Below are 17,203 nucleotides of genomic sequence, written 5' to 3'. Positions count from 1 at the left end.
GCCGGTCCTCACGACCGCGCTGGAAGCACGCAGAACTCGTTGCCGGACGGGTCGGTGTAGGAGCGCCACGGGAGCTCGCCCCAGTTCGTGTGGAGCAGGCCGCCGCCACGCTCGGCGATGGCTGCCCCGACCTCGTCGGGGTCCTCTCCCGCTTCCAGCCGGACGTCCAGGTGAAGCCTGTTCTTGGCCGTCCCCTTGGGGGCACCCTCAGGGCACAGCTCCAGGAGGGGGCCGCGCAGCGACGGGTGGCGCAGGGACCGTGGCGCGACACCGACCACTTCGGTCCAGCCGGTCAGCCAGGACCAGAACTGCGCGTCCCGGTCGGGGTCGGCGGAGTCGAGCGGGAGTGCCGCGATGGGTCCGGTGTCGGTGTAGGCCGCCCGCTCCTCCATGACGCAGCAGGGATTGCCCTCCGGGTCGGCGAGCACCACCCAGGGCACGTCGCGCTGACCGATGTCGAGGTGTCGAGCGCCCAGCCCGAGCAACCGCTCGACCTGCTGGGCCTGGCGAGTCCCACCCAGGAGGTCCAGGTGGAGTCTCAGCGGTTCGGAGGGTTGCTCGGGCACGCGTTGGAAGCAGAGGTCGAGCACCGGGCCACCCTCGATGGTGAGTCGCGTCTCGTAACCTTCAGGCTCGTCGGTCAGCCTCTCGCCGCCCACGACCGCCTCCCAGAACTGCCCAAGCCGTTGGGGATCGATGGCGTCGAAGACGAGGTTCTCCAGGTACATGCTCCTACCGTAGAGCCCGCGCCGACGCCGATGCGGCACGTGCGGCGTCACGCGCAGCACGTGACCTTCAGCCGCGCAGCAGGGTGCGGCCGTCGTCGGTGACCGTCCAGAACGGGTTGTGCGCGACCTCCCACGGGTGCCCGTCGGGGTCCACGAAGACTCCCGAGTAGCCACCCCAGAACGTCTCGGCGCCCGGACGCCCGATGACCGCGCCTGCCGCGGCTGCGTCACTGAGCACCTCGTCGACCTCGTCCGCGCTGCGGACGTTGAGCGCGAGCGTCACACCGCCCCATCCACCGCCGTCCTCCACCGCTGAGTCCTCGGCGAGGGCGCCGCGGTCCCAGAGGGCCACGACCAGTCCGCCGCACTGGAAGAAGACCACCTCAGTGTCGTCGTTGCCCCGCTCCCACCCGAGGTCTGTGTAGAAGCGCTCGGCCCGCTCGAGGTCTTCGACTCCGAGGGTGACGAGAGAGAGCCGTTGCTCCACTAGGCGTTCCACCAGGGTCGCAGCGGCAGTCCCGCTCCCCCACGGTCGTCGAGCTTGACGGCGAGGACCTGGTGGAGCTGGACGATGTTGCGCTCGAATCCCACCCGCGACCCAGCCATGTAGAGACCCCAGACCCGCGCCGTGGACTCCCCGACCTCCTCGACGCAGGCGTCCCAGTTGTCGCGGAGGTTGGCGCACCAGCCGGCCAGCGTGCGCGCGTAGTGCTCCCGGAGGTTCTCCTCGTGGCGCACCTCCAGACCGGCGTCCTGCGCTGCCGCGATGATGGTCCCCGAACCGGTGAGCTCCCCGTCGGGGAAGACATAGCGGTCGATGAAGGCTCCCGTCGACATCCGCCGGTTCAGGGGTCGGGTGATGCTGTGGTTGAGCAGCAGGCCACCGTCGCGCAGCCGACCCTTGATGAAGTCGAAGTAGGCCGGGTAGTTGCGCACCCCGATGTGCTCGGTCAGCCCGATGGACGACACGGCGTCGAACCCGGTCTCGGTCACGTCGCGGTAGTCGCTGTGGCGCACCTCGGCCAGGTCCTGCAGACCCTCACGACGAATCGCCTCCTGCGCCCAGGACGCCTGCTCTGCCGACAGGGTCGCCCCGATGACGCGCACTCCCCGCCGCGCGGCATACCGGACCATGCCTCCCCAGCCGCAGCCGATGTCGAGGAGTCGGTCACCCTCGGCGAGCCGCAGCTTGTCGAAGACGAGGCGGTACTTGTTCTCCTGCGCCTCCTCGAGGGTGGCCCCGTCATGGGGGTAACAGGCGCACGTGTAGGTCATCGACGGGCCGAGGACGTACTCGTAGAAGGTGTTGGACACGTCGTAGTGGTGGTGGATCGCCTCGGCGTCGCGGGTCTTGCTGTGCCGCAGGCCCTCGGCCACGCGGCGCCAGCGTGGCAGCGCCTCCTGCGGGGGCGGCGGCGGAGGCTTGAGCAGCTCGACGCCGAGCGAGCGGGCAATGGCCGCAGCGGTCTTGGGCGGGGGCATCCTGAAGTGGAGGTCACCCATCGCGTTGAGCAGCTCGTAGGGGTCGCCCGGGTGGACGCCCACCAGGTCGAGGTCGCCCGCGACGTAGGCCCGGGCCATGCCCAGGTCGCCAGGCGCGGTCGCGAGGTAGCTCGCCCCCCGCGGGGTCTTGAGGTCGAGCCCGTATGCCGCGTCGGCCGGGCCGGTGGCCGACCCGTCGAAGGCCGTGAAGCGCAACGGCACCCCGTCGGCGGACACCGCGTCGAGGATCTGGGCCATCGACAGTCGCTGGGGAGGCTGAGACCCCTGGTGGGAGTCGGACCGGTTCGTCCTGAGGATCGTCACTTGCGTTGCACCGCCTTGGAGTAGAGATCGAGCAGTCGTGCGTCAGGGTCGTAGCGTCGCTTGAGAGCGGCGTACGTGTCGCCCCCGTAGAGCCTCCAGAACTGAGTCTCCTCGTAGTAGGCGTCGGAATACAGGGACTTGTGGCCATCGAGGGCGGTGACCTGCTCCTCGATGAGGCGGTTGGCGGCACCCTCCGCCCCGTCGGCGTCTCGTGGGACGCTGGACCAGAAGCCGACGTTGACATAGGTCTCGCCCGGCCGGAGGGGGTAGAGCGGCCAGGATCCCTTGCTGCGCACCGGGCACAGCCAGATCGGCTCGATCGGGATCTCGCGCAGGAACCAGAGGACGAACTCGGCGGTGCGGCCCAGGGGCACTTCGATGTCCTGGACCACCCGCTCGCGTGGCGGTTGTCCCTTGCGGGCCTCCAGCCGGTCCGCGATGTCGTGGCGGTGGTCGAGCGCGATGAGCTTCCAGTAGAACGAGCTGCGGCGATAGCGGCGCGGCCAGAGTCGGCGCAGGCGGGGGTTCTGGGCCCCGAACGCCCGGCTGCACCAGAACCAGTCGGTGTCCCACCGCCAGAGGTAGTCGTGGATGGTCAGCCGGTCGACCTTGGGCTCGGGCGAGTCGTGCTGGATGGAGCGGTAGTAGATCTGCTGGCCGGTGTAGTCGCTGACCGGGCCAGGCTGGGCGGTCCTGGTCCCCAGCGTGAGGTAGGACTCCGTGGCGGAGAACACGACGCCGTCGAGGTAGTCCACCCGAACCCCTTGGTGCTCAGCCGTGTCGCTGATCGTGCCCAACGCGCTGACCATGGACTCCACGTCGTGGAACCGCAGGTGCCGCAGGGCCACGAAGGGCTCCACGGGCTCGAGGGCGATCCGCAGACGGGTGGCGTAGCCGAGGGTGCCGTAGGAGTTGGGGAACCCGTGGAAGAGGTCGGCGTGCTCCCCCTCGGGCCGCGCGGTGACGATCTCGCCGGAGCCGGTGAGGATGTCCATCTCCAACACCGACTCGTGGGGCAGGCCGCTGCGGAAGGACGTCGACTCGATGCCCAACCCGGTGACCGCGCCGCCGAGCGTGATCGTCTTGAGCTGTGGCACCACCAGTGGCGCGAGACCGTGGGGCAGCGTCGCGTCGACCAGGTGCTCGTAGGTGCACATGCCCTGCACGTCCGCCGTGCAGGCCTGCGCGTCGACCGCGATCACGCCCCCGAGTCCCGACACGTCCAGCCCTGGTGCCTGCGAGGCGTCCCTCGCCCGGAACAGGTTGGACGTCTTCTTGGCCAGCCTGACCGGCGCATCCGCCGGGATGGCGCGATAGCTCGCCGCGAGTCGTTGGACAGCGCGCTCGTGTGTCCCCGTATCCAGCAGCCCCAGCACGATTCGACCTTATGCCGCGACACCGACCGGCGTCACGTACCTACCCGTTCGCGTTCACCCGCGAGGCTCAGGACACGACCTCCACCGCGTCGCCCACCAAGAGCTCGCCGGGTCGCCGCACCGCGGCATACACGCCCGGGCAGTTGCGTGCCGTGCCGGTGACGTCCAGCTCGACAGCGCCCACGCGCAGCACCCTGCCGATGCTGGCGGCCAGCTCGGCCGAGCCCAGCGTCACGACGAGGTTGGCGCGGGTGTCGGACCGGACGTCCTCGGCGGCGACCACCTGGACGGCGGCCTTCTTGCGCCGGTCACCGGCCAGGCCCTCGGGTTCGACGACCGCTCCCTGCAGGTCCTGACCGGGCTCGCCATGCACGGGGAAGATGTGGATCTCGTTGACCTGCGCGGACATTCGTCAGACCTCCGGGGGTGCGGAGGCAAGGGCAGCCTCGATCGCGCGGACCAGCCGGCCAGCGGAGTCACGAGTGAGCTCGACCGCAAGGCGCGCCCCGGGGCCACGCGACGGGTCGGCCAGGTCGATGTTGAGGGTGTGTTCGGCCATCGCGTGCACCGGGTGGTCGTAGTAGACCGTGGCATCAGTGACGTGGAACCACTCGCCACCGGGCCCCTTTGCACTGCCGTCGACCTGTTCGGAAACCGTGGCGTACGTGCACATGTCAGCTCTCCCGTGGGCTCAGGTGCGTGGCGAAGAAGCGGGCGATCCGCTCCCACCCGTCGTTGGCCGCGGCGACCCGGTAGCTCGGGCGGTCGACGGCGAAGAACCCGTGCCCCGCGTCCTCGTAGGAGTGGAACTCGTGCGGTTTGTCCAGGTCGGTGAGGCGACTGTCCAGCTCGGAGACGTGTGCCGGGCTCGGCGTCTTGTCCTCGACACCGAACAGCCCCATCAGGGGCGCCTCCAACGACGGGAGCAGGTCGACCAGGTTGGTGATCTTCAGGGCGTAGCCCGCCGGCGGTTCCCCGGTGACGAAGGCGCCGTAGCAGTCGACCGCAGCGTCCACGTCGAGGTGGCACGCGGCGAGCACGGCCTGACGACCACCGGAACAGTGCCCGATGACGCCCACCCTGCCGTCGCTCGTCGAGAGTGCGCGCAGGTATGCCGCGGCCGCACCGACGTCGCCGACCAACCGCTCGTCGGGCACGCCGCCTTGCGCCCTGGCCGTGGCTGCCGCATCGGCTGGGTCGGCTCCCGGCGCCTCGCGGGAGTACAGGTTGGGACAGACGGTGTCGTAGCCGAGTTCGGCGAAGCGGCGCACCATCTCCTTGGTGGCCCGGTCGTAACCGGGCATGTGGTGGATGACCACCACGCCGCCCCGGGTGTGCTGGCCGTCCGGACGGGCGAGGTAGGCCTCGACCTGCGCCCCGTCTGCGCCGGTCAGGGAGACGGTCGTTGCGCTGAGGGAGTCACTCACCTCGCGATGGTATGCCCGGGATGCCTACATCCAGTGCTGTAGTACCCGCGTCCGAGAGGCCGCTCATGCACCGGTCGGTGGGCGCGGGTCCTGCGTTCCCCTAGCGTCGAAGCAGCACCCCCGTCCGGTCCAGAACCGCGGGGGTGCTGCCATGACTTCGTGCTGGTGGACGTGAAGGGACTCGAACCCATGGCCTCTCGCGTGTGAAGCGAACGCTCTAACCAACTGAGCTACACGTCCAGGTGCCCTCGTCACACACGGTGACGGTCGGGCCTGCCGAAGAATAGCCGGATCGGGCGGATCAGGTGAAATCCGGGGGTGTCCCGGGAGTCACCGGCCGCTTCTCGGGCCGGCGACAGCCCGCCGGGTGGCCGCCCGCCGGGTCACAGCCCCGGGAGCCCCTTGATCCAGTCCTCCGCGAAGTCGGGCAGGAGGCTGGGGACCCCGGACACCAGGAACATGGCGTAGAAGACCAGGCCGACCAGCGCTGCAGTCCCGAGGGCGACGAGCGCCTTGACCCACAGGGGCTTGGGCTCGAGCCAGTCCGCCCACGCCCGCACCTTGGCCCTGGCGAACTTCAGCAGGCGCTGTGCCCAGTCGAACTCCGACGCCCAGACGGCCAGCCCGACGAAGATGATCACCCAACCCGGACCTGGCAACGGGAGCAGGACCACACCCCCCACCACGATCAGCATGCCGATGATGCCGATGACCCACTTGTAGATCCGGTGCGTGTGCTGGTTGGACCGGATCTTGCGCCGCCACTCCCAGTCGGACTCCTCCTCGGCGACGAGCTCCTCGGCGACGGCCTCCCGAGCGGCCACGTCCTGTGCCCCTGACTCCCCCGCTGACGGTGGGTCGCTGCCCTCGTTCACGGGTCCATCCGCTCGGCGCACAGGCGCGCGAACACGGCGGCGGCCCTGGCCGTGACCGGACCGGGTTGGAGCGCACGGTCGTCGACGCCGTGAACCGCCAGCACGTCCTTGGTGCTGCTGGTGATGAACACCTCGTCGGCTTCGCGCAGGACATCCAGGGGCAGGGTCTGCTCCCGCACGTCCAGGCCGTCCTCGCGGCACCACTCGATGGTGACCTCCCGCGTGATTCCCGCGAGGCAGCCCGAGTCGAGCGGTGGGGTGAGGATCGTCCCGTCCACCACGACGAAGATGTTCGAGCCCGTGCACTCGCACAGCTCGCCCCGCGTGTTGCCGAAGACGGCCTCGATCCCGCCCCGCTCCTTGGCGTACGCGAGCGCGACGACGTTCTCGGCATACGACGTGGTCTTGAGCCCGGCCACGGCGGAGCGCTCGTTGCGGGTCCAGGGCACCACCGCGACCGAGGCGCTGGCGGGCGGCCGCGGCTGCGGACCCGCCGTCACGATGTAGGTGAGGGGGCTGTCGTCACGGTCCGAACCGAGCGGCCCGGCTCCCCCGGTGACGGAGTAGCGCAACCGGCCGAACTCGATCTCGTCGCCGGCCTCGAGCACCGCCTTGGCCCCCTGGGCGATGTAGTCGTGGTCGGCGGCAGGCAGGCCCAGGCCGGCCAGCGTCCGGTCCAGCCGACGTGCGTGCCGGGTCGCGGCGAACACCTGGCCATGGTCGACCTTGGCCGTCTCGAAGGCCCCGTCGCCGACCGTCACGCCGTGGTCGAGGGCGGAGATGGACGGCTCGTCCACTCCGGTCAGTCGACCGTTGACCCACACCCTGACGTCGCTCATGACTCGCTCACGCCTCCACCCTCCCAGATGCCAACCCGATGAGTCGCGCGGCTTTCACCCGTGTCTCCTCCCACTCGCCGACGGGGTCCGATCCCCAGGTGATGCCCGCGCCGGTGCCGAACCGCAGCCAGCGCCGACCGTCCTCGTCCCGCTCTGCCCAGAACGAGCGGATACCCACAGCGAGTTCCGCCGTGCCCCGGTCGGCATCGATCCAGCCGATGGCACCGCAGTAGGGCCCCCGAGCCACCGTCTCCAGATCCGAGATGGCCTGCAACGCAGTGTGTTTGGGCGCCCCAGACACCGAACCCGGGGGGAACGTCGCCGCCATCACCTCGGGCCACCCCACCCCCGGGCGCAGCTCTCCCGACACAGCGGACACGAGGTGGACCATGCCAGGGTGCTCCTCGGGGCGGCAGAGGTGGTCGACGCGCACCGTCCCCTCCCGACAGACGTGCGACAGGTCGTTGCGGACGAGGTCGACGATCATGACGTTCTCGGCATAGTCCTTGGGCAGCATCGCCTCGAGAGTCGTCGCTGTTCCCTTGATCGGACGGGACTCGAGCCGGTCCCCGCCGCGCAGGAGGAACGCCTCGGGGCTCGCGCAGACGACGTCCAGGCCGACGGACGGCACCGTGATCCGTCCCGCGTGGGGTGCCGGGTTGCCCCGTTCCAGCAGCCGCGCCAGGCCGTCGAGGTCAGCGCCCTCGGGGAGCTCGTGGGACAGCACCCGGCAGAGGTTCACCTGGTAGACCGTGCCCGCAGCGATCCGCTCCCGGATCTCCGCGACCCCGTCGAGGTATGCCGCCCGGTCCAGGCTGCTCTCCCACTCCCCTTCGAGAGGCGACCAGCTCGCGGGTGTCGGGGGCGCGGCATACCGGGTGACGTCGGCGAAGCGGACGGCGGTGACGTCGCCCTCGAACTCGGCGACGACGGCCCAGAACCCCGACTCCAGGGACGCCAGGTCGTGACGCACCTCGACGGGGCGGGTGGCGTACAGGTCGCCGAACCGTGCGTGCCCCGTCGCCGCCTCCACGATGGCGATCCTAGGCCGACCTAGACTCACCGATCATGCGCCCTCTCTCCCCAGGTGTGGCCGCCCCCGTCGCGGCCCTGGCCGTGGCGCTGGCCGCGACCGCCTGCGACGGTGCACCACCCCCTCGTCCTGCGAGCACCCGGCCGCCCGCGAGTACCTCGACGACGGCCGGTGGGACTCCAGTGACGACACCGGCCCCGCCCACGACGACCACGCTCCCCACCTCGGACGCGGGCACCCTGACGATGGCGTTCGCCGGGGACGTCCACTTCGAGGACTACCTGGCCCCGCTCGCCCGCGACCCCCACGGACTGGACGAGCTGCAGACCTCGCTCGGTGCAGCGGACCTGGCCATGGTCAACCTCGAGACGGCGATCACCGAGCGCGGCACCAAGATCGGCAAGGAGTTCCACTTCCGCGCTCCGGCGTCGGCGCTCGACACGATCAAGAGCGCCGGGATCGATGCCGTGAGCATGGCCAACAACCACGGAGTGGACTACGGGCCCGTGGGACTCGTGGACACCCTGGCGGCCAAGAAGTCGAGTCCCGTCCCGATCGTCGGCATCGGCAAGGACCAGGAGGAGGCCTTCGCCCCCGCGATCCTGCGGGCCAAGGGGCTCCGAGTCGCGGTGTTCGGTGCCTCCGAGGTCTTCGAGATGACGCTCGCGCGCTACTCGGCGGGTCCGGGCAAGGGCGGGATCGCCAGTGCGAGTCCGGTGGACCGGCTCCGGTCGGCTGTGTCGGCCGCGGCCGCGAAGTACGACCTCGTCGTCGTCTTCCTGCACTGGGGTCTGGACTACCAGGCGTGCCCCGACCGGCTGTCCGTCCAGACCGCCGAGGCGCTCGAGGGCGCCGGGGCCGACATCGTCGTGGGCGGACACTCGCACCGCGTCAACGGGGCGGGCTGGCTGGGGCGCGCGTACGTCGACTACGGGTTCGGGAACTTCGTCTGGTGGCGCAGCCGCGAGCCGGACGCCCGCTCAGGGGTGCTGACGCTGTCGATCGACGTCGATGCCGCCCGCGGCACCGAGCGCGGCAGGTCGAGTGCGGTGCGCAAGGCCGTCTGGACCCCCATGCTGATCGGCGCGGACGGCATACCGCGCGAGCCCGACGCTGCGAGCAGCGCCCGGTTGCTCAGGCTCTGGCAGCAGGCCGGCGCGTGCGCGCGTCTGGATGCCACGCCGGAGTGACCCAGGCGCCTGCGCCCGGAATGAAACCCGGCGGCTCGCGGTTCATGTAGTTGAATTCGCAACTACTTATCCACCTACCTCACGAGGAGCGCGAGCCCGATGCAGTTCGGAATCTTCACCGTCGGTGACGTGACCATGGATCCGACCACCGGCACGACCATCAGCGAGCACCAGCGGATCAAGAACACCGTGGAGCTCGCACGCCAGGTCGAGCAGGTCGGGCTGGACGTCTTTGCCACCGGTGAGCACCACAACCCTCCGTTCGTGCCCAGCTCCCCCACCACCACGCTCGGCTTCATCGCGGCGCAGACCGACAAGCTCCTGCTGTCCACCTCGACGACTCTCATCACGACGAACGACCCGGTGAAGATCGCGGAGGACTACGCGACCCTCCAGCACCTCGCCGACGGCCGCGTGGACCTGATGATGGGCCGCGGCAACACCGGCCCCGTCTACCCGTGGTTCGGCAAGGACATCCGCGACGGCATCCCGCTGGCCATCGAGAACTACGCGTTGCTGCGCCGCCTCTGGACCGAGGACGTCGTGACGTGGGAGGGCAAGCACCGCACGCCCCTGCAGTCCTTCACCGCCACGCCACGCCCGCTCGACGGCATACCCCCGTTCGTGTGGCACGGCTCGATCCGCAGCACTGAGATCGCGGAGCAGGCGGCCTACTACGGCGACGGCTTCTTCCACAACAACATCTTCTGGCCGATGAGCCACACCCGGCAGATGGTGGCGCTCTACCGTCGCAGGTTCGAGCACTACGGCCACGGCTCCGCGGACCAGGCCATCGTCGGGCTCGGCGGGCAGGTGTTCATGCGAGCCAACAGCCAGGACGCGGTGCGCGAGTTCCGCCCCTACTTCGACAACGCACCCGTCTACGGTCACGGACCGTCCCTGGAGGACTTCAGCCGGGAGACGCCCCTCACCGTGGGTTCGCCCGACCAGGTGATCGAGCGGTATGCCGCGATGGCCGACTCCGTCGGCGACTACCAGCGCCAGCTGTTCCTGCTCGACCACGCAGGGCTGCCGCACCGGACGGTGATGGAGCAGGTGGAGATCCTGGGCACCCAGGTCGTGCCCGAGCTGCGGAAGATCGCGGCTGCGCGCAAGCCGGCCCACGTTCCGGACGCCCCCACTCACGCCAGCCGACTGGCCGCGGCGACCAGGCACGCCACCGAGCGCCCCGCCACGCACGCCACCACTTCCGCCACCACTCCCGCCACGCAGGACCTGGAGGTCACCCGATGAGCTCCCAGCAGACGAGTGCCCGGCAGATCGTCGTCGTGCAGGCCGGGCTGGGCCAGCCCAGCACCACGAGACTGCTCGCCGAGCGGCTGGCCACCGCCACCCAGGACGCCTTGCTCGAACGCGGCGACGAGGCGGAGGTGACCTTCGTCGACCTGCGCGAGCACGCCCACGACCTCGCCAACACCCTGCTGACCGGCTTCGCCACCGGCGGCCTACGCCTGGCCCTGGACGCCGTCCGCGACGCTGATGCGGTGATCGCCGTGACGCCGGTGTTCCAGGCGTCCTACAGCGGACTGTTCAAGACGTTCGTGGATGTCCTGGACGACTCGGCCCTGCGCGGCACCCCGGTGCTCATGGCGGCGACCGCCGGCACGGCCCGCCACTCCCTGGTGCTCGAGCACGCCATGCGACCGATGTTCTCCTACCTCAAGGCGGTCACGGTGCCGACAGGCGTCTTCGCGGCCTCTGAGGACTGGGGCACGGGCGGCACCGTGGATGCCGGCTTGTCGAGCCGCATCACCGTCGCCGCGGGCGAGCTCGCCGACCTCGTCACCGGCGGCGCGGCGCCTGGGTCGGCGTCAAGGGCCGCTCGGGTCGACGAGTTCGCCGATCCGGTGCCGTTCGAGGAGCTGCTCGCCGGCTGAGACGCGCTAGGAGCCGACGGCATTGACGTCATCACCGCCTCCGTCGGCAGACTCCCGAACCACGGCACCAACCTCACCTAGCACGTGGCACCGACAGTCCCATTGCGATGAATTCCATTGCGCTGCAACCAATTTCCCAGTTACGGCGCTTGCGAAGGAGCTCGAACACCTGTACGATTGCGACATGTCGATCAGCCCGATTGCCGAGCAGCGTGACGAGGTCCAGCGCGACCTCTGGGCGCGCACCGCGACCGTGGCCGGCCGGTTGAACCGCGCCCACGCGGAGCTGGTCGACGTCGCGGCCGAGCTCATCGAGGGCGACCACTGGGGCGACGGCGGGTTCCGCTCCCCCGAGCACTACTTGGTCGTGCGGGCAGGGCTGTCGCCGGCGCACGCGCGAGACGTGGTCGCGGTGGCGCGGCGGCGAGCTGAGCTCCCGACGATGGCCAGGTCGGTCGCGACAGGTGCCCTGTCGCTGGACCAGGCCGCTGTCGTCGCCCACCACGTGCCCGCGTCGCACCAGCGGTCGGTCGGTGAGCTGGCGGTGCACATGACGGTGCCGCAGCTGCGGCGAGCAGTCTCGCGACACGCGTTCACCGTTCCTCCTGGCGACAGTGACCCGGCGGAGCCCAACGAGCCGAGCTCGCCGACAGACGCCTCCGTCGCACAGGGCCACGCGGAACGTCGAGCCTGCGCGCGTCCTGAGCTGTCCATGCACTTCGACCGCGACGGCCGGTTCCAGCTGCGCTACAGCGCACCGGCTCCCATCGGAGCCCTGGTCGAGCAGGCACTCAAGGAAGCCAAGGACGCGCTGTTCATCGCCCAGACTGGCGCGGCACCGCCCGAAGACACGAAGAGCGGGCAGGGCTCCAGTGGTGGCGAGGGGGCGTCCGTCGTCCCGCTGGTGCACGATTCCAGGGCGGACCGTCCCACGTACGCCGATGCCCTCGAAGAGATCGCCCACCGGGCGCTGTCGACCGTGACGTCGACCAGCCGGTCCAGTCACTACCGGGTCTATCTGCACCTGTCGACCGATGGCGCCTGGATCAACGGCGGCGGAGCGATCCCGCAGCGACTCCTGAGCCGCTTCCTCTCCGACGGCATGGTCCAGCCGGTCTGGGAGACCGATGGCCGGCCGGTCAGCGTGGGCCGCGCCATGCGGATCCTGCCGAGTCGGTCGCGTCGGCTCATCGAGGACCGCGACCGCGGCTGCCGCTTCCCGGGCTGCACGGCCACCCGGTTCGTCGAGATCCACCACCTCGAGGAGTGGGCATCGGGCGGCGCGACCGACGTCGATAACCAGGTCAGTCTCTGCCCGTTCCACCACGACGCCATCGACCGTGGCGACGTCACGATCAGCGGCGACCCCACCCGACCCGACGGCCTGGCGGTGACCAACCGCTACGGGCTCCCGGTGCGGCCCCCCCTCCCACGCAGAACTGGTCACACCAGCCGGTGGCGAGCCGCCGGGCACCTGGCTGGGGCACGCGGCCTACCAACCACCCACGGGCGAACGCGCCCGCTGGGCTGACATCGAGGTGCCGCCGGACCGCGACCTGCCGCCACGAACCCGCCTGCGCGCCGTCCCTGCGGGCTGACGACCTCCGCGCGGTCCGACTCGTGCGGCGCGTTGCCCGATCGCCCCTACGTCATCTTGCTGATGCCCAGCGGGCGACATCGCGCCCATACTGAGGCATCTGCAGGGAAGCCCCTCCGACCAGCAGCAAGGACGACCACGGAGGCGTGCCGCGATGGCGATCATGAGTGCCCTGCCCGACCCAGCGCAAGGGGCAGACCCTACGGCTGCCCTGCCTGAACCCACGTTCACGCCCGGGCCGGCCACGGTCGAGCAGATCGAGGCAGTGCGGTCGGCGAAACGGGATGCGTGGCGGACCGAGCCGTTGGCCCGCAAGGTCGCGTATGCCAGGCGGCAGGGCGCACCGGTGGCCGGCAACGCATCGCCGACCGTCGTCGACGAGACCCTCGAGCGGATCTTCAAGAACGCCGACTTCCTGCCGGGGTGGTGGCTGGGCGCGGGCGCGAAGCGTGCCGAAGCCGTCGCGAAGCTCACCACCGCCATGGAGATGGGCACCGGTTTCCTCGTCTCGCCATGGGTCTTGATGACCAACCACCACGTCCTCGACTCGGCCGAGACCGCGGCGGACACCATTGCCTGGTTCCGCTACGTCGAGGACGAGGACGGCGCGAGCCAGCCCACGAAGGTGGCCCTCCAGCCCGAGCGGTGCTTCGTCACCAGCCCCGCCGACGACCTGGACTTCACCCTGGTCGCCGTGGCCCCGGTCGCGGACAAGCCCCCGGGCGAGACGTTCGGCTACATCGCCATGCACGGCGGGGTGGGCAAGATCGTGAAGGGCCAGCCGGTCAACGTCATCCAGCACCCCCAGGGGCGGCACCGCGAAGTCACCCTGCGCAACAACACCTTCAGCGGTCCCCTCGTCGACGGCCAAGGGGTGGAGAACCCCAAGTACCTGCTCTACGACGCCGACACCGAACCCGGCTCATCCGGGGCTCCCCTGCTCAGTGACAGCTGGGAGCTCATCGGCCTCCATCACGCCAGCGAGCAGCAGCGCAACACCGAAGGCCAGTTCGTCGACCTCGACGGCAACCTCGCCGACGCCGACACCCCTGAGAACAAACGGATCTGGGTCGCCAACCGCGGCATCCGGATCTCCGCGATCGTCAGGGACCTGTCCGCACGAACCATCGATGCGAGCAACGGAACCGAGGCAGCGGAACTGGTCAGCCACGCGCTCGGACTGGGCGGGAACATATGAGCCGGGCACCGCTGTTGGTCCACGGGCGAAGCCGCATCGACCTCAGCGGGCGTCGACCACTGCAGGCACTGCTCGCCCTGCTGCTGGCGTCGATCCTGGTCGCCTGTGCCGGGTCCGGCGGTGGCGGGTTGGCGACCGACAGCTCGACGTCGGACCAGTCGACCTCCGAGCCCGGTCCCGAGCCGGCACCCACCCCAGAGGACACGGACCCCACCACCCCGGCTTCGTCGAGCAGCAACAGCAACCCGGCGATCTCCGTCGCACGCCTGCCGGTCGGCGGCGGATCCGCGCTGCGTGAGGACGACCCCACGCTGCAGTGCGCCGAGGTGTCCTGGATCGCCAACAACAACGGAGAGATCCCGCGCGGTACCGCGGTGGAGATCACGAGTCCCCTGTTCACCCCGAACGTCTTCAAGGTCGTACGGGGAGGATGTGGTTCCTCGCAACCCAACTGCGTCGGCTACATCTTCCGGTCGACCGCCCAACGCTGCGACCTGCTCGTCCGGCTGGTCGGGACGATCCCCCAGGACACCAGTCCGTCCGTGGGCTTCAAGGGTCTCGTCTACTGTCCGCGCAACGACTCCCCCACGTGCCGGCAGTTCGTGGCAGCGCTCGGCGACCAGCCGCAGATCTCCGTCCAGCTCACCGTGCCACCATCCCCAGAACCCGAGACGACCTGACGGATGGCAACCGAGCCCAGCCGACCGGGGGCGCAGGACGACGACACTCCCAGGAGCCCCAGCACCGTCGCCAGTCCTGACACCTCCGCCAGCACCTCCAGGCTGTCGTGGGACCGGGTCTACAGCTTCGCGGGCAACATCGTGGCTCCCGCGACCGCGCTCAGTGCGTTGCTCTTCTACTTCGGATACGTCTCGACGCGGGCGCAGTACCTCTACTTCGGCCTGGACGTCGACACCATCGGCCTGTCGACGCAGGCCTTCGTCATGCGTAGCCCGCAGCCGCTGCTGGTGCCGGTGCTCGTCCTGTTCCTCCTCGTGGCGGGTGGCGTCGCCGTCAACCGTTGGCTCGGGCCCCGACTGACCGGACACGCCCGGGCCACTCTCATCGTGGGCACGACCATCCTCGGCGTCGGGCTGGTGGTGCTGTTCTCGTACCCCGTCTCCGGACGGTGGACCTACTACCCGCTCGTCGCCCCCGTCCTCCTCGCGCTGGGAGCCGGCATCACGGCATACGCCATGGGGCAGCGGCACGGCACGGTCCGCCTGCGTGTCGCGCTGTGGCTCACAGTCGCCGCCGCTGTCTTCTGGACGAACGCGACGCTCGCGCAGTGGTCGGGCACGGGGCTGGGCCAGGAGCAGGCCGGCCGGCTCAACGAGCTGCCGAGGGTCGTCCTCGACACCCGCGAACGGCTCTACCTGCGCAATGCCGACGTCTCCGAGGCTGCCCTGCAGACGGAGGAGGGGCAGACCTTCCGGTACCGGTACCGCGGTCTGCGGCTGCTGGTGCAGAACGGCGACCGGATGTTCCTCGTGCCCTGTACCGAGCGAGTCACCCCATGTCCGTACCACCAGGGCAGCGCGACCCTCGTCGTGCGGTTCTCCGACAACACCCGCGTGCAGTTCCTCGCGCCCTAGCAGGACAGGCCGGTGAGCCAGGCCCCGGCAGCGGTGATCGCTGCGCGGGTATGCCGCGCGGCCACCGGTGTCGCGTGTGTTACCCGAGATCTAGATTGGTCGGATGAATGCACTCGACCGCTTCTCCCTGGCTGATCGGGTCGCCGTCGTCACCGGCGCGACCCGAGGCCTGGGCGCCGGGTTCGCCCAGGCCCTCGGCGACGCAGGTGCCTCCGTCATGCTGGTCGGACGAGACACCGCCGCGGCTGAAGATGTGCTGGACTCGTTGCGAGGCAACGACATCCGGGCAGACTTCGTGGCGGCCGACGTGACTGTGGCCGAGGACGTGCAGCGCGTCCTGGACTCGACCCTGTCCCTCCACGGCCGGGTCGACGTCTTGGTCAACAACGCCGGCGCCTGCGTCCACGCGCCGGCCCTCGACGTGACGCCGGAGGACTGGCGTGCGGTCATGGCCGTCAACCTCGACGCGGTGTGGACGTGCTCGCAGATCTTTGGCCGACAGTTCGTCTCGCAGCGCTCCGGGTCGATCGTCAACATCGGCTCGATGTCGGGGTTCATCGTCAACCGGCCGCAGTGGCAGCCGGCCTACAACGCCTCCAAGGCGGCCGTGCACCACCTCACGCGCAGCCTGGCCGCCGAGTGGGCTCCACACGGGGTGCGCGTGAACGCCCTGGCCCCCGGCTACATCAAGACGGACATGTCCCCCGTCGACGACCCGCAGTTCCGTCAGCACTGGATCGACGACGCCCCCATGCAGCGCTATGGCACCGTCGATGAGCTCGCCCCGGCGGTGATCTTCCTGGCCAGCGACGCGTCCTCGTTCGTCACCGGGTCCGTACTCGTGGCCGACGGCGGCTACACCGCGTTCTGACTCGGTGTAGCCGGGTCAGACGGCCGGGCACGACAGAGCCCCCGTTCCGGGGGAACGGGGGCTCTGGTCCTTGACCGGTCGGGCTAGGCGATCGCGGGCTTCGGCGCGGTGCGGCGCGAGCCGACACCGACCTCTTCCTCGACCGGTACCCGGCGCAGGTGCATGAAGCCGAGGAGTGCCAGGGCGATCATCGCCGCCGCGCCGAGGAAGGCGGCCCACGCGGCATACATCGCGATCTTGCCCATGGTGCCGAAGGCGTAGGCGTTGAGCAGCAGGCCGCGCAGGGTCTCGCCCTTGAAGGCCAGGTCGACCATGGCCTTGGCCTTCGGGTCGTCAGGGTTGGCGCGGGCCGCGGCGCTCAGCTCGGAGTAGGTCTTGCCACCGGTCGACTCGTTGAGGTGGACCTTGATGAAGTGGTCCGCATAGGCCTTTGCCTGCGCACCCGTGGTGAGCTGCTGGCCGGCGTACTGCTCGAGGTAGGGCTTGACCAGCGGGTCGTTGAGCTGCTCGCTGCCCTGGGCGGGGAAGGTGATGTGCTGGGCCGAGAGCTGGGAGTGGACCTCGTTGTCCACGAAGCTGCTCGCCCACGTCATCAGTCCCCCGACAACCAGGAGGACTGCGGCGACGATGAGGCCGCCGGTGGTGAGCAGGGCGTCGAGTGTGCGTCGTCGCATGGTGGCGATTCCTCCTGTGGTGCGTTGCACCGTGGTATTGGTTCTGACAGAACAACTTTCGCGTGGCTGAGTGCGTCGGATCAGGGCCTAAGGTCC

19 protein-coding genes and 1 tRNA gene are annotated in these 17,203 nt (G+C 69.9%); 8 read left to right on the top strand and 12 right to left on the bottom strand.

Going from position 1 to position 17,203, the window contains the following annotated elements; genetic code table 11:
• Window positions 1–8: 8 nt before the first annotated feature.
• The 11 genes from AC1DWR_RS04325 to AC1DWR_RS04275 form a co-directional block, all read right to left on the bottom strand.
• The gene (locus AC1DWR_RS04325; RefSeq protein ID WP_477613035.1) at window positions 9–728 is read right to left on the bottom strand and encodes a VOC family protein; all 720 of its coding nucleotides are present in this window, start codon (window positions 726–728) and stop codon (window positions 9–11) included.
• Window positions 729–795: 67 nt separating this feature from the next.
• Window positions 796–1,215 (bottom strand): VOC family protein, encoded by a 420-nt coding sequence (locus AC1DWR_RS04320; protein WP_477613036.1) that lies wholly within the window; start codon window positions 1,213–1,215, stop codon window positions 796–798.
• The gene (locus AC1DWR_RS04315) at window positions 1,215–2,534 is read right to left on the bottom strand and encodes a class I SAM-dependent methyltransferase (protein ID WP_477623739.1); all 1,320 of its coding nucleotides are present in this window, start codon (window positions 2,532–2,534) and stop codon (window positions 1,215–1,217) included. Before AC1DWR_RS04315 ends, AC1DWR_RS04320 begins: the two co-directional genes overlap by 1 nt.
• A complete protein-coding gene (locus tag AC1DWR_RS04310) occupies window positions 2,531–3,910 on the bottom strand; it encodes an FAD-binding oxidoreductase (RefSeq protein ID WP_477613038.1) in 1,380 nt (459 codons plus the stop codon). Before AC1DWR_RS04310 ends, AC1DWR_RS04315 begins: the two co-directional genes overlap by 4 nt.
• Before the next feature lie 67 nt (window positions 3,911–3,977).
• Window positions 3,978–4,319: a hypothetical protein gene (locus AC1DWR_RS04305; RefSeq protein WP_477613039.1), complete on the bottom strand. Its 342-nt coding sequence runs from the start codon at window positions 4,317–4,319 to the stop codon at window positions 3,978–3,980.
• A gap of 3 nt (window positions 4,320–4,322) precedes the next feature.
• On the bottom strand, window positions 4,323–4,583 hold the full coding sequence (locus tag AC1DWR_RS04300; RefSeq protein WP_477613040.1) for a DUF6295 family protein: 261 nt from the start codon (window positions 4,581–4,583) through the stop codon (window positions 4,323–4,325).
• Window position 4,584: 1 nt separating this feature from the next.
• Window positions 4,585–5,337 carry a dienelactone hydrolase family protein gene (locus AC1DWR_RS04295; protein ID WP_477613041.1) on the bottom strand — a complete coding sequence of 251 codons (753 nt, stop codon included), beginning with the start codon at window positions 5,335–5,337 and terminating at the stop codon, window positions 4,585–4,587.
• 163 nt (window positions 5,338–5,500) lie between these two features.
• Window positions 5,501–5,577 (bottom strand) — tRNA-Val (locus AC1DWR_RS04290).
• Between the two features lie 143 nt (window positions 5,578–5,720).
• The gene (locus tag AC1DWR_RS04285; RefSeq protein ID WP_477613042.1) at window positions 5,721–6,212 is read right to left on the bottom strand and encodes a TIGR02611 family protein; all 492 of its coding nucleotides are present in this window, start codon (window positions 6,210–6,212) and stop codon (window positions 5,721–5,723) included.
• On the bottom strand, window positions 6,209–7,051 hold the full coding sequence (locus AC1DWR_RS04280) for an aminotransferase class IV (protein WP_477613043.1): 843 nt from the start codon (window positions 7,049–7,051) through the stop codon (window positions 6,209–6,211). The genes AC1DWR_RS04285 and AC1DWR_RS04280 overlap by 4 nt, the downstream gene beginning before the upstream one ends.
• Before the next feature lie 7 nt (window positions 7,052–7,058).
• Window positions 7,059–8,084 carry a chorismate-binding protein gene (locus AC1DWR_RS04275; protein WP_477613044.1) on the bottom strand — a complete coding sequence of 342 codons (1,026 nt, stop codon included), beginning with the start codon at window positions 8,082–8,084 and terminating at the stop codon, window positions 7,059–7,061.
• Between the two features lie 35 nt (window positions 8,085–8,119).
• On the opposite strand from AC1DWR_RS04275, the gene AC1DWR_RS04270 reads away from it, so the two are divergent.
• The 8 genes from AC1DWR_RS04270 (at window position 8,120) to AC1DWR_RS04235 (ending at window position 16,433) form a co-directional block, all read left to right on the top strand.
• The gene (locus AC1DWR_RS04270) at window positions 8,120–9,274 is read left to right on the top strand and encodes a CapA family protein (protein ID WP_477613045.1); all 1,155 of its coding nucleotides are present in this window, start codon (window positions 8,120–8,122) and stop codon (window positions 9,272–9,274) included.
• 99 nt (window positions 9,275–9,373) lie between these two features.
• A complete protein-coding gene (locus AC1DWR_RS04265; protein ID WP_477613046.1) occupies window positions 9,374–10,528 on the top strand; it encodes an LLM class flavin-dependent oxidoreductase in 1,155 nt (384 codons plus the stop codon).
• Window positions 10,525–11,172 carry an FMN reductase gene (locus AC1DWR_RS04260; protein ID WP_477613047.1) on the top strand — a complete coding sequence of 216 codons (648 nt, stop codon included), beginning with the start codon at window positions 10,525–10,527 and terminating at the stop codon, window positions 11,170–11,172. The genes AC1DWR_RS04265 and AC1DWR_RS04260 overlap by 4 nt, the downstream gene beginning before the upstream one ends.
• Before the next feature lie 184 nt (window positions 11,173–11,356).
• Complete coding sequence (locus AC1DWR_RS04255) at window positions 11,357–12,703, top strand: HNH endonuclease signature motif containing protein (protein ID WP_477613048.1); 1,347 nt, start codon at window positions 11,357–11,359, stop codon at window positions 12,701–12,703.
• A 220-nt stretch (window positions 12,704–12,923) separates the two neighbouring features.
• Window positions 12,924–13,967, top strand: a complete 1,044-nt coding sequence (locus AC1DWR_RS04250; RefSeq protein ID WP_477613049.1) for a trypsin-like serine peptidase — start codon at window positions 12,924–12,926, stop codon at window positions 13,965–13,967.
• Window positions 13,964–14,647 (top strand): hypothetical protein, encoded by a 684-nt coding sequence (locus AC1DWR_RS04245; protein ID WP_477613050.1) that lies wholly within the window; start codon window positions 13,964–13,966, stop codon window positions 14,645–14,647. The genes AC1DWR_RS04250 and AC1DWR_RS04245 overlap by 4 nt, the downstream gene beginning before the upstream one ends.
• 3 nt (window positions 14,648–14,650) lie before the next feature.
• Window positions 14,651–15,562 (top strand): hypothetical protein, encoded by a 912-nt coding sequence (locus AC1DWR_RS04240; RefSeq protein ID WP_477613051.1) that lies wholly within the window; start codon window positions 14,651–14,653, stop codon window positions 15,560–15,562.
• Between the two features lie 103 nt (window positions 15,563–15,665).
• Window positions 15,666–16,433 carry an SDR family NAD(P)-dependent oxidoreductase gene (locus AC1DWR_RS04235; RefSeq protein WP_477613052.1) on the top strand — a complete coding sequence of 256 codons (768 nt, stop codon included), beginning with the start codon at window positions 15,666–15,668 and terminating at the stop codon, window positions 16,431–16,433.
• Window positions 16,434–16,516: 83 nt separating this feature from the next.
• Here AC1DWR_RS04235 and AC1DWR_RS04230 read toward each other — a convergent pair whose 3' ends face one another.
• Window positions 16,517–17,107: a hypothetical protein gene (locus tag AC1DWR_RS04230; protein WP_477613053.1), complete on the bottom strand. Its 591-nt coding sequence runs from the start codon at window positions 17,105–17,107 to the stop codon at window positions 16,517–16,519.
• Window positions 17,108–17,203: the final 96 nt, after the last annotated feature.

The sequence above is a fragment of the Pedococcus sp. P2_E2 genome (genome assembly GCF_056403955.1).
This window is presented reverse-complemented; position numbering and strand designations above follow the sequence as displayed.

What these genes read in the sequence shown, in the direction of transcription:
- AC1DWR_RS04325 (WP_477613035.1), bottom strand. Translation starts at nt 728, where the DNA reads ATGTACCTGGAGAACCTCGTCTTCGACGCCATCGATCCCCAACGGCTT.
- AC1DWR_RS04305 (WP_477613039.1), bottom strand. Translation starts at nt 4,319, where the DNA reads ATGTCCGCGCAGGTCAACGAGATCCACATCTTCCCCGTGCATGGCGAG.
- AC1DWR_RS04300 (WP_477613040.1), bottom strand. Translation starts at nt 4,583, where the DNA reads ATGTGCACGTACGCCACGGTTTCCGAACAGGTCGACGGCAGTGCAAAG.
- AC1DWR_RS04280 (WP_477613043.1), bottom strand. Translation starts at nt 7,051, where the DNA reads ATGAGCGACGTCAGGGTGTGGGTCAACGGTCGACTGACCGGAGTGGAC.
- AC1DWR_RS04270 (WP_477613045.1), top strand. Translation starts at nt 8,120, where the DNA reads ATGCGCCCTCTCTCCCCAGGTGTGGCCGCCCCCGTCGCGGCCCTGGCC.
- AC1DWR_RS04265 (WP_477613046.1), top strand. Translation starts at nt 9,374, where the DNA reads ATGCAGTTCGGAATCTTCACCGTCGGTGACGTGACCATGGATCCGACC.
- AC1DWR_RS04260 (WP_477613047.1), top strand. Translation starts at nt 10,525, where the DNA reads ATGAGCTCCCAGCAGACGAGTGCCCGGCAGATCGTCGTCGTGCAGGCC.
- AC1DWR_RS04255 (WP_477613048.1), top strand. Translation starts at nt 11,357, where the DNA reads ATGTCGATCAGCCCGATTGCCGAGCAGCGTGACGAGGTCCAGCGCGAC.
- AC1DWR_RS04250 (WP_477613049.1), top strand. Translation starts at nt 12,924, where the DNA reads ATGGCGATCATGAGTGCCCTGCCCGACCCAGCGCAAGGGGCAGACCCT.
- AC1DWR_RS04245 (WP_477613050.1), top strand. Translation starts at nt 13,964, where the DNA reads ATGAGCCGGGCACCGCTGTTGGTCCACGGGCGAAGCCGCATCGACCTC.
- AC1DWR_RS04240 (WP_477613051.1), top strand. Translation starts at nt 14,651, where the DNA reads ATGGCAACCGAGCCCAGCCGACCGGGGGCGCAGGACGACGACACTCCC.
- AC1DWR_RS04235 (WP_477613052.1), top strand. Translation starts at nt 15,666, where the DNA reads ATGAATGCACTCGACCGCTTCTCCCTGGCTGATCGGGTCGCCGTCGTC.
- AC1DWR_RS04230 (WP_477613053.1), bottom strand. Translation starts at nt 17,107, where the DNA reads ATGCGACGACGCACACTCGACGCCCTGCTCACCACCGGCGGCCTCATC.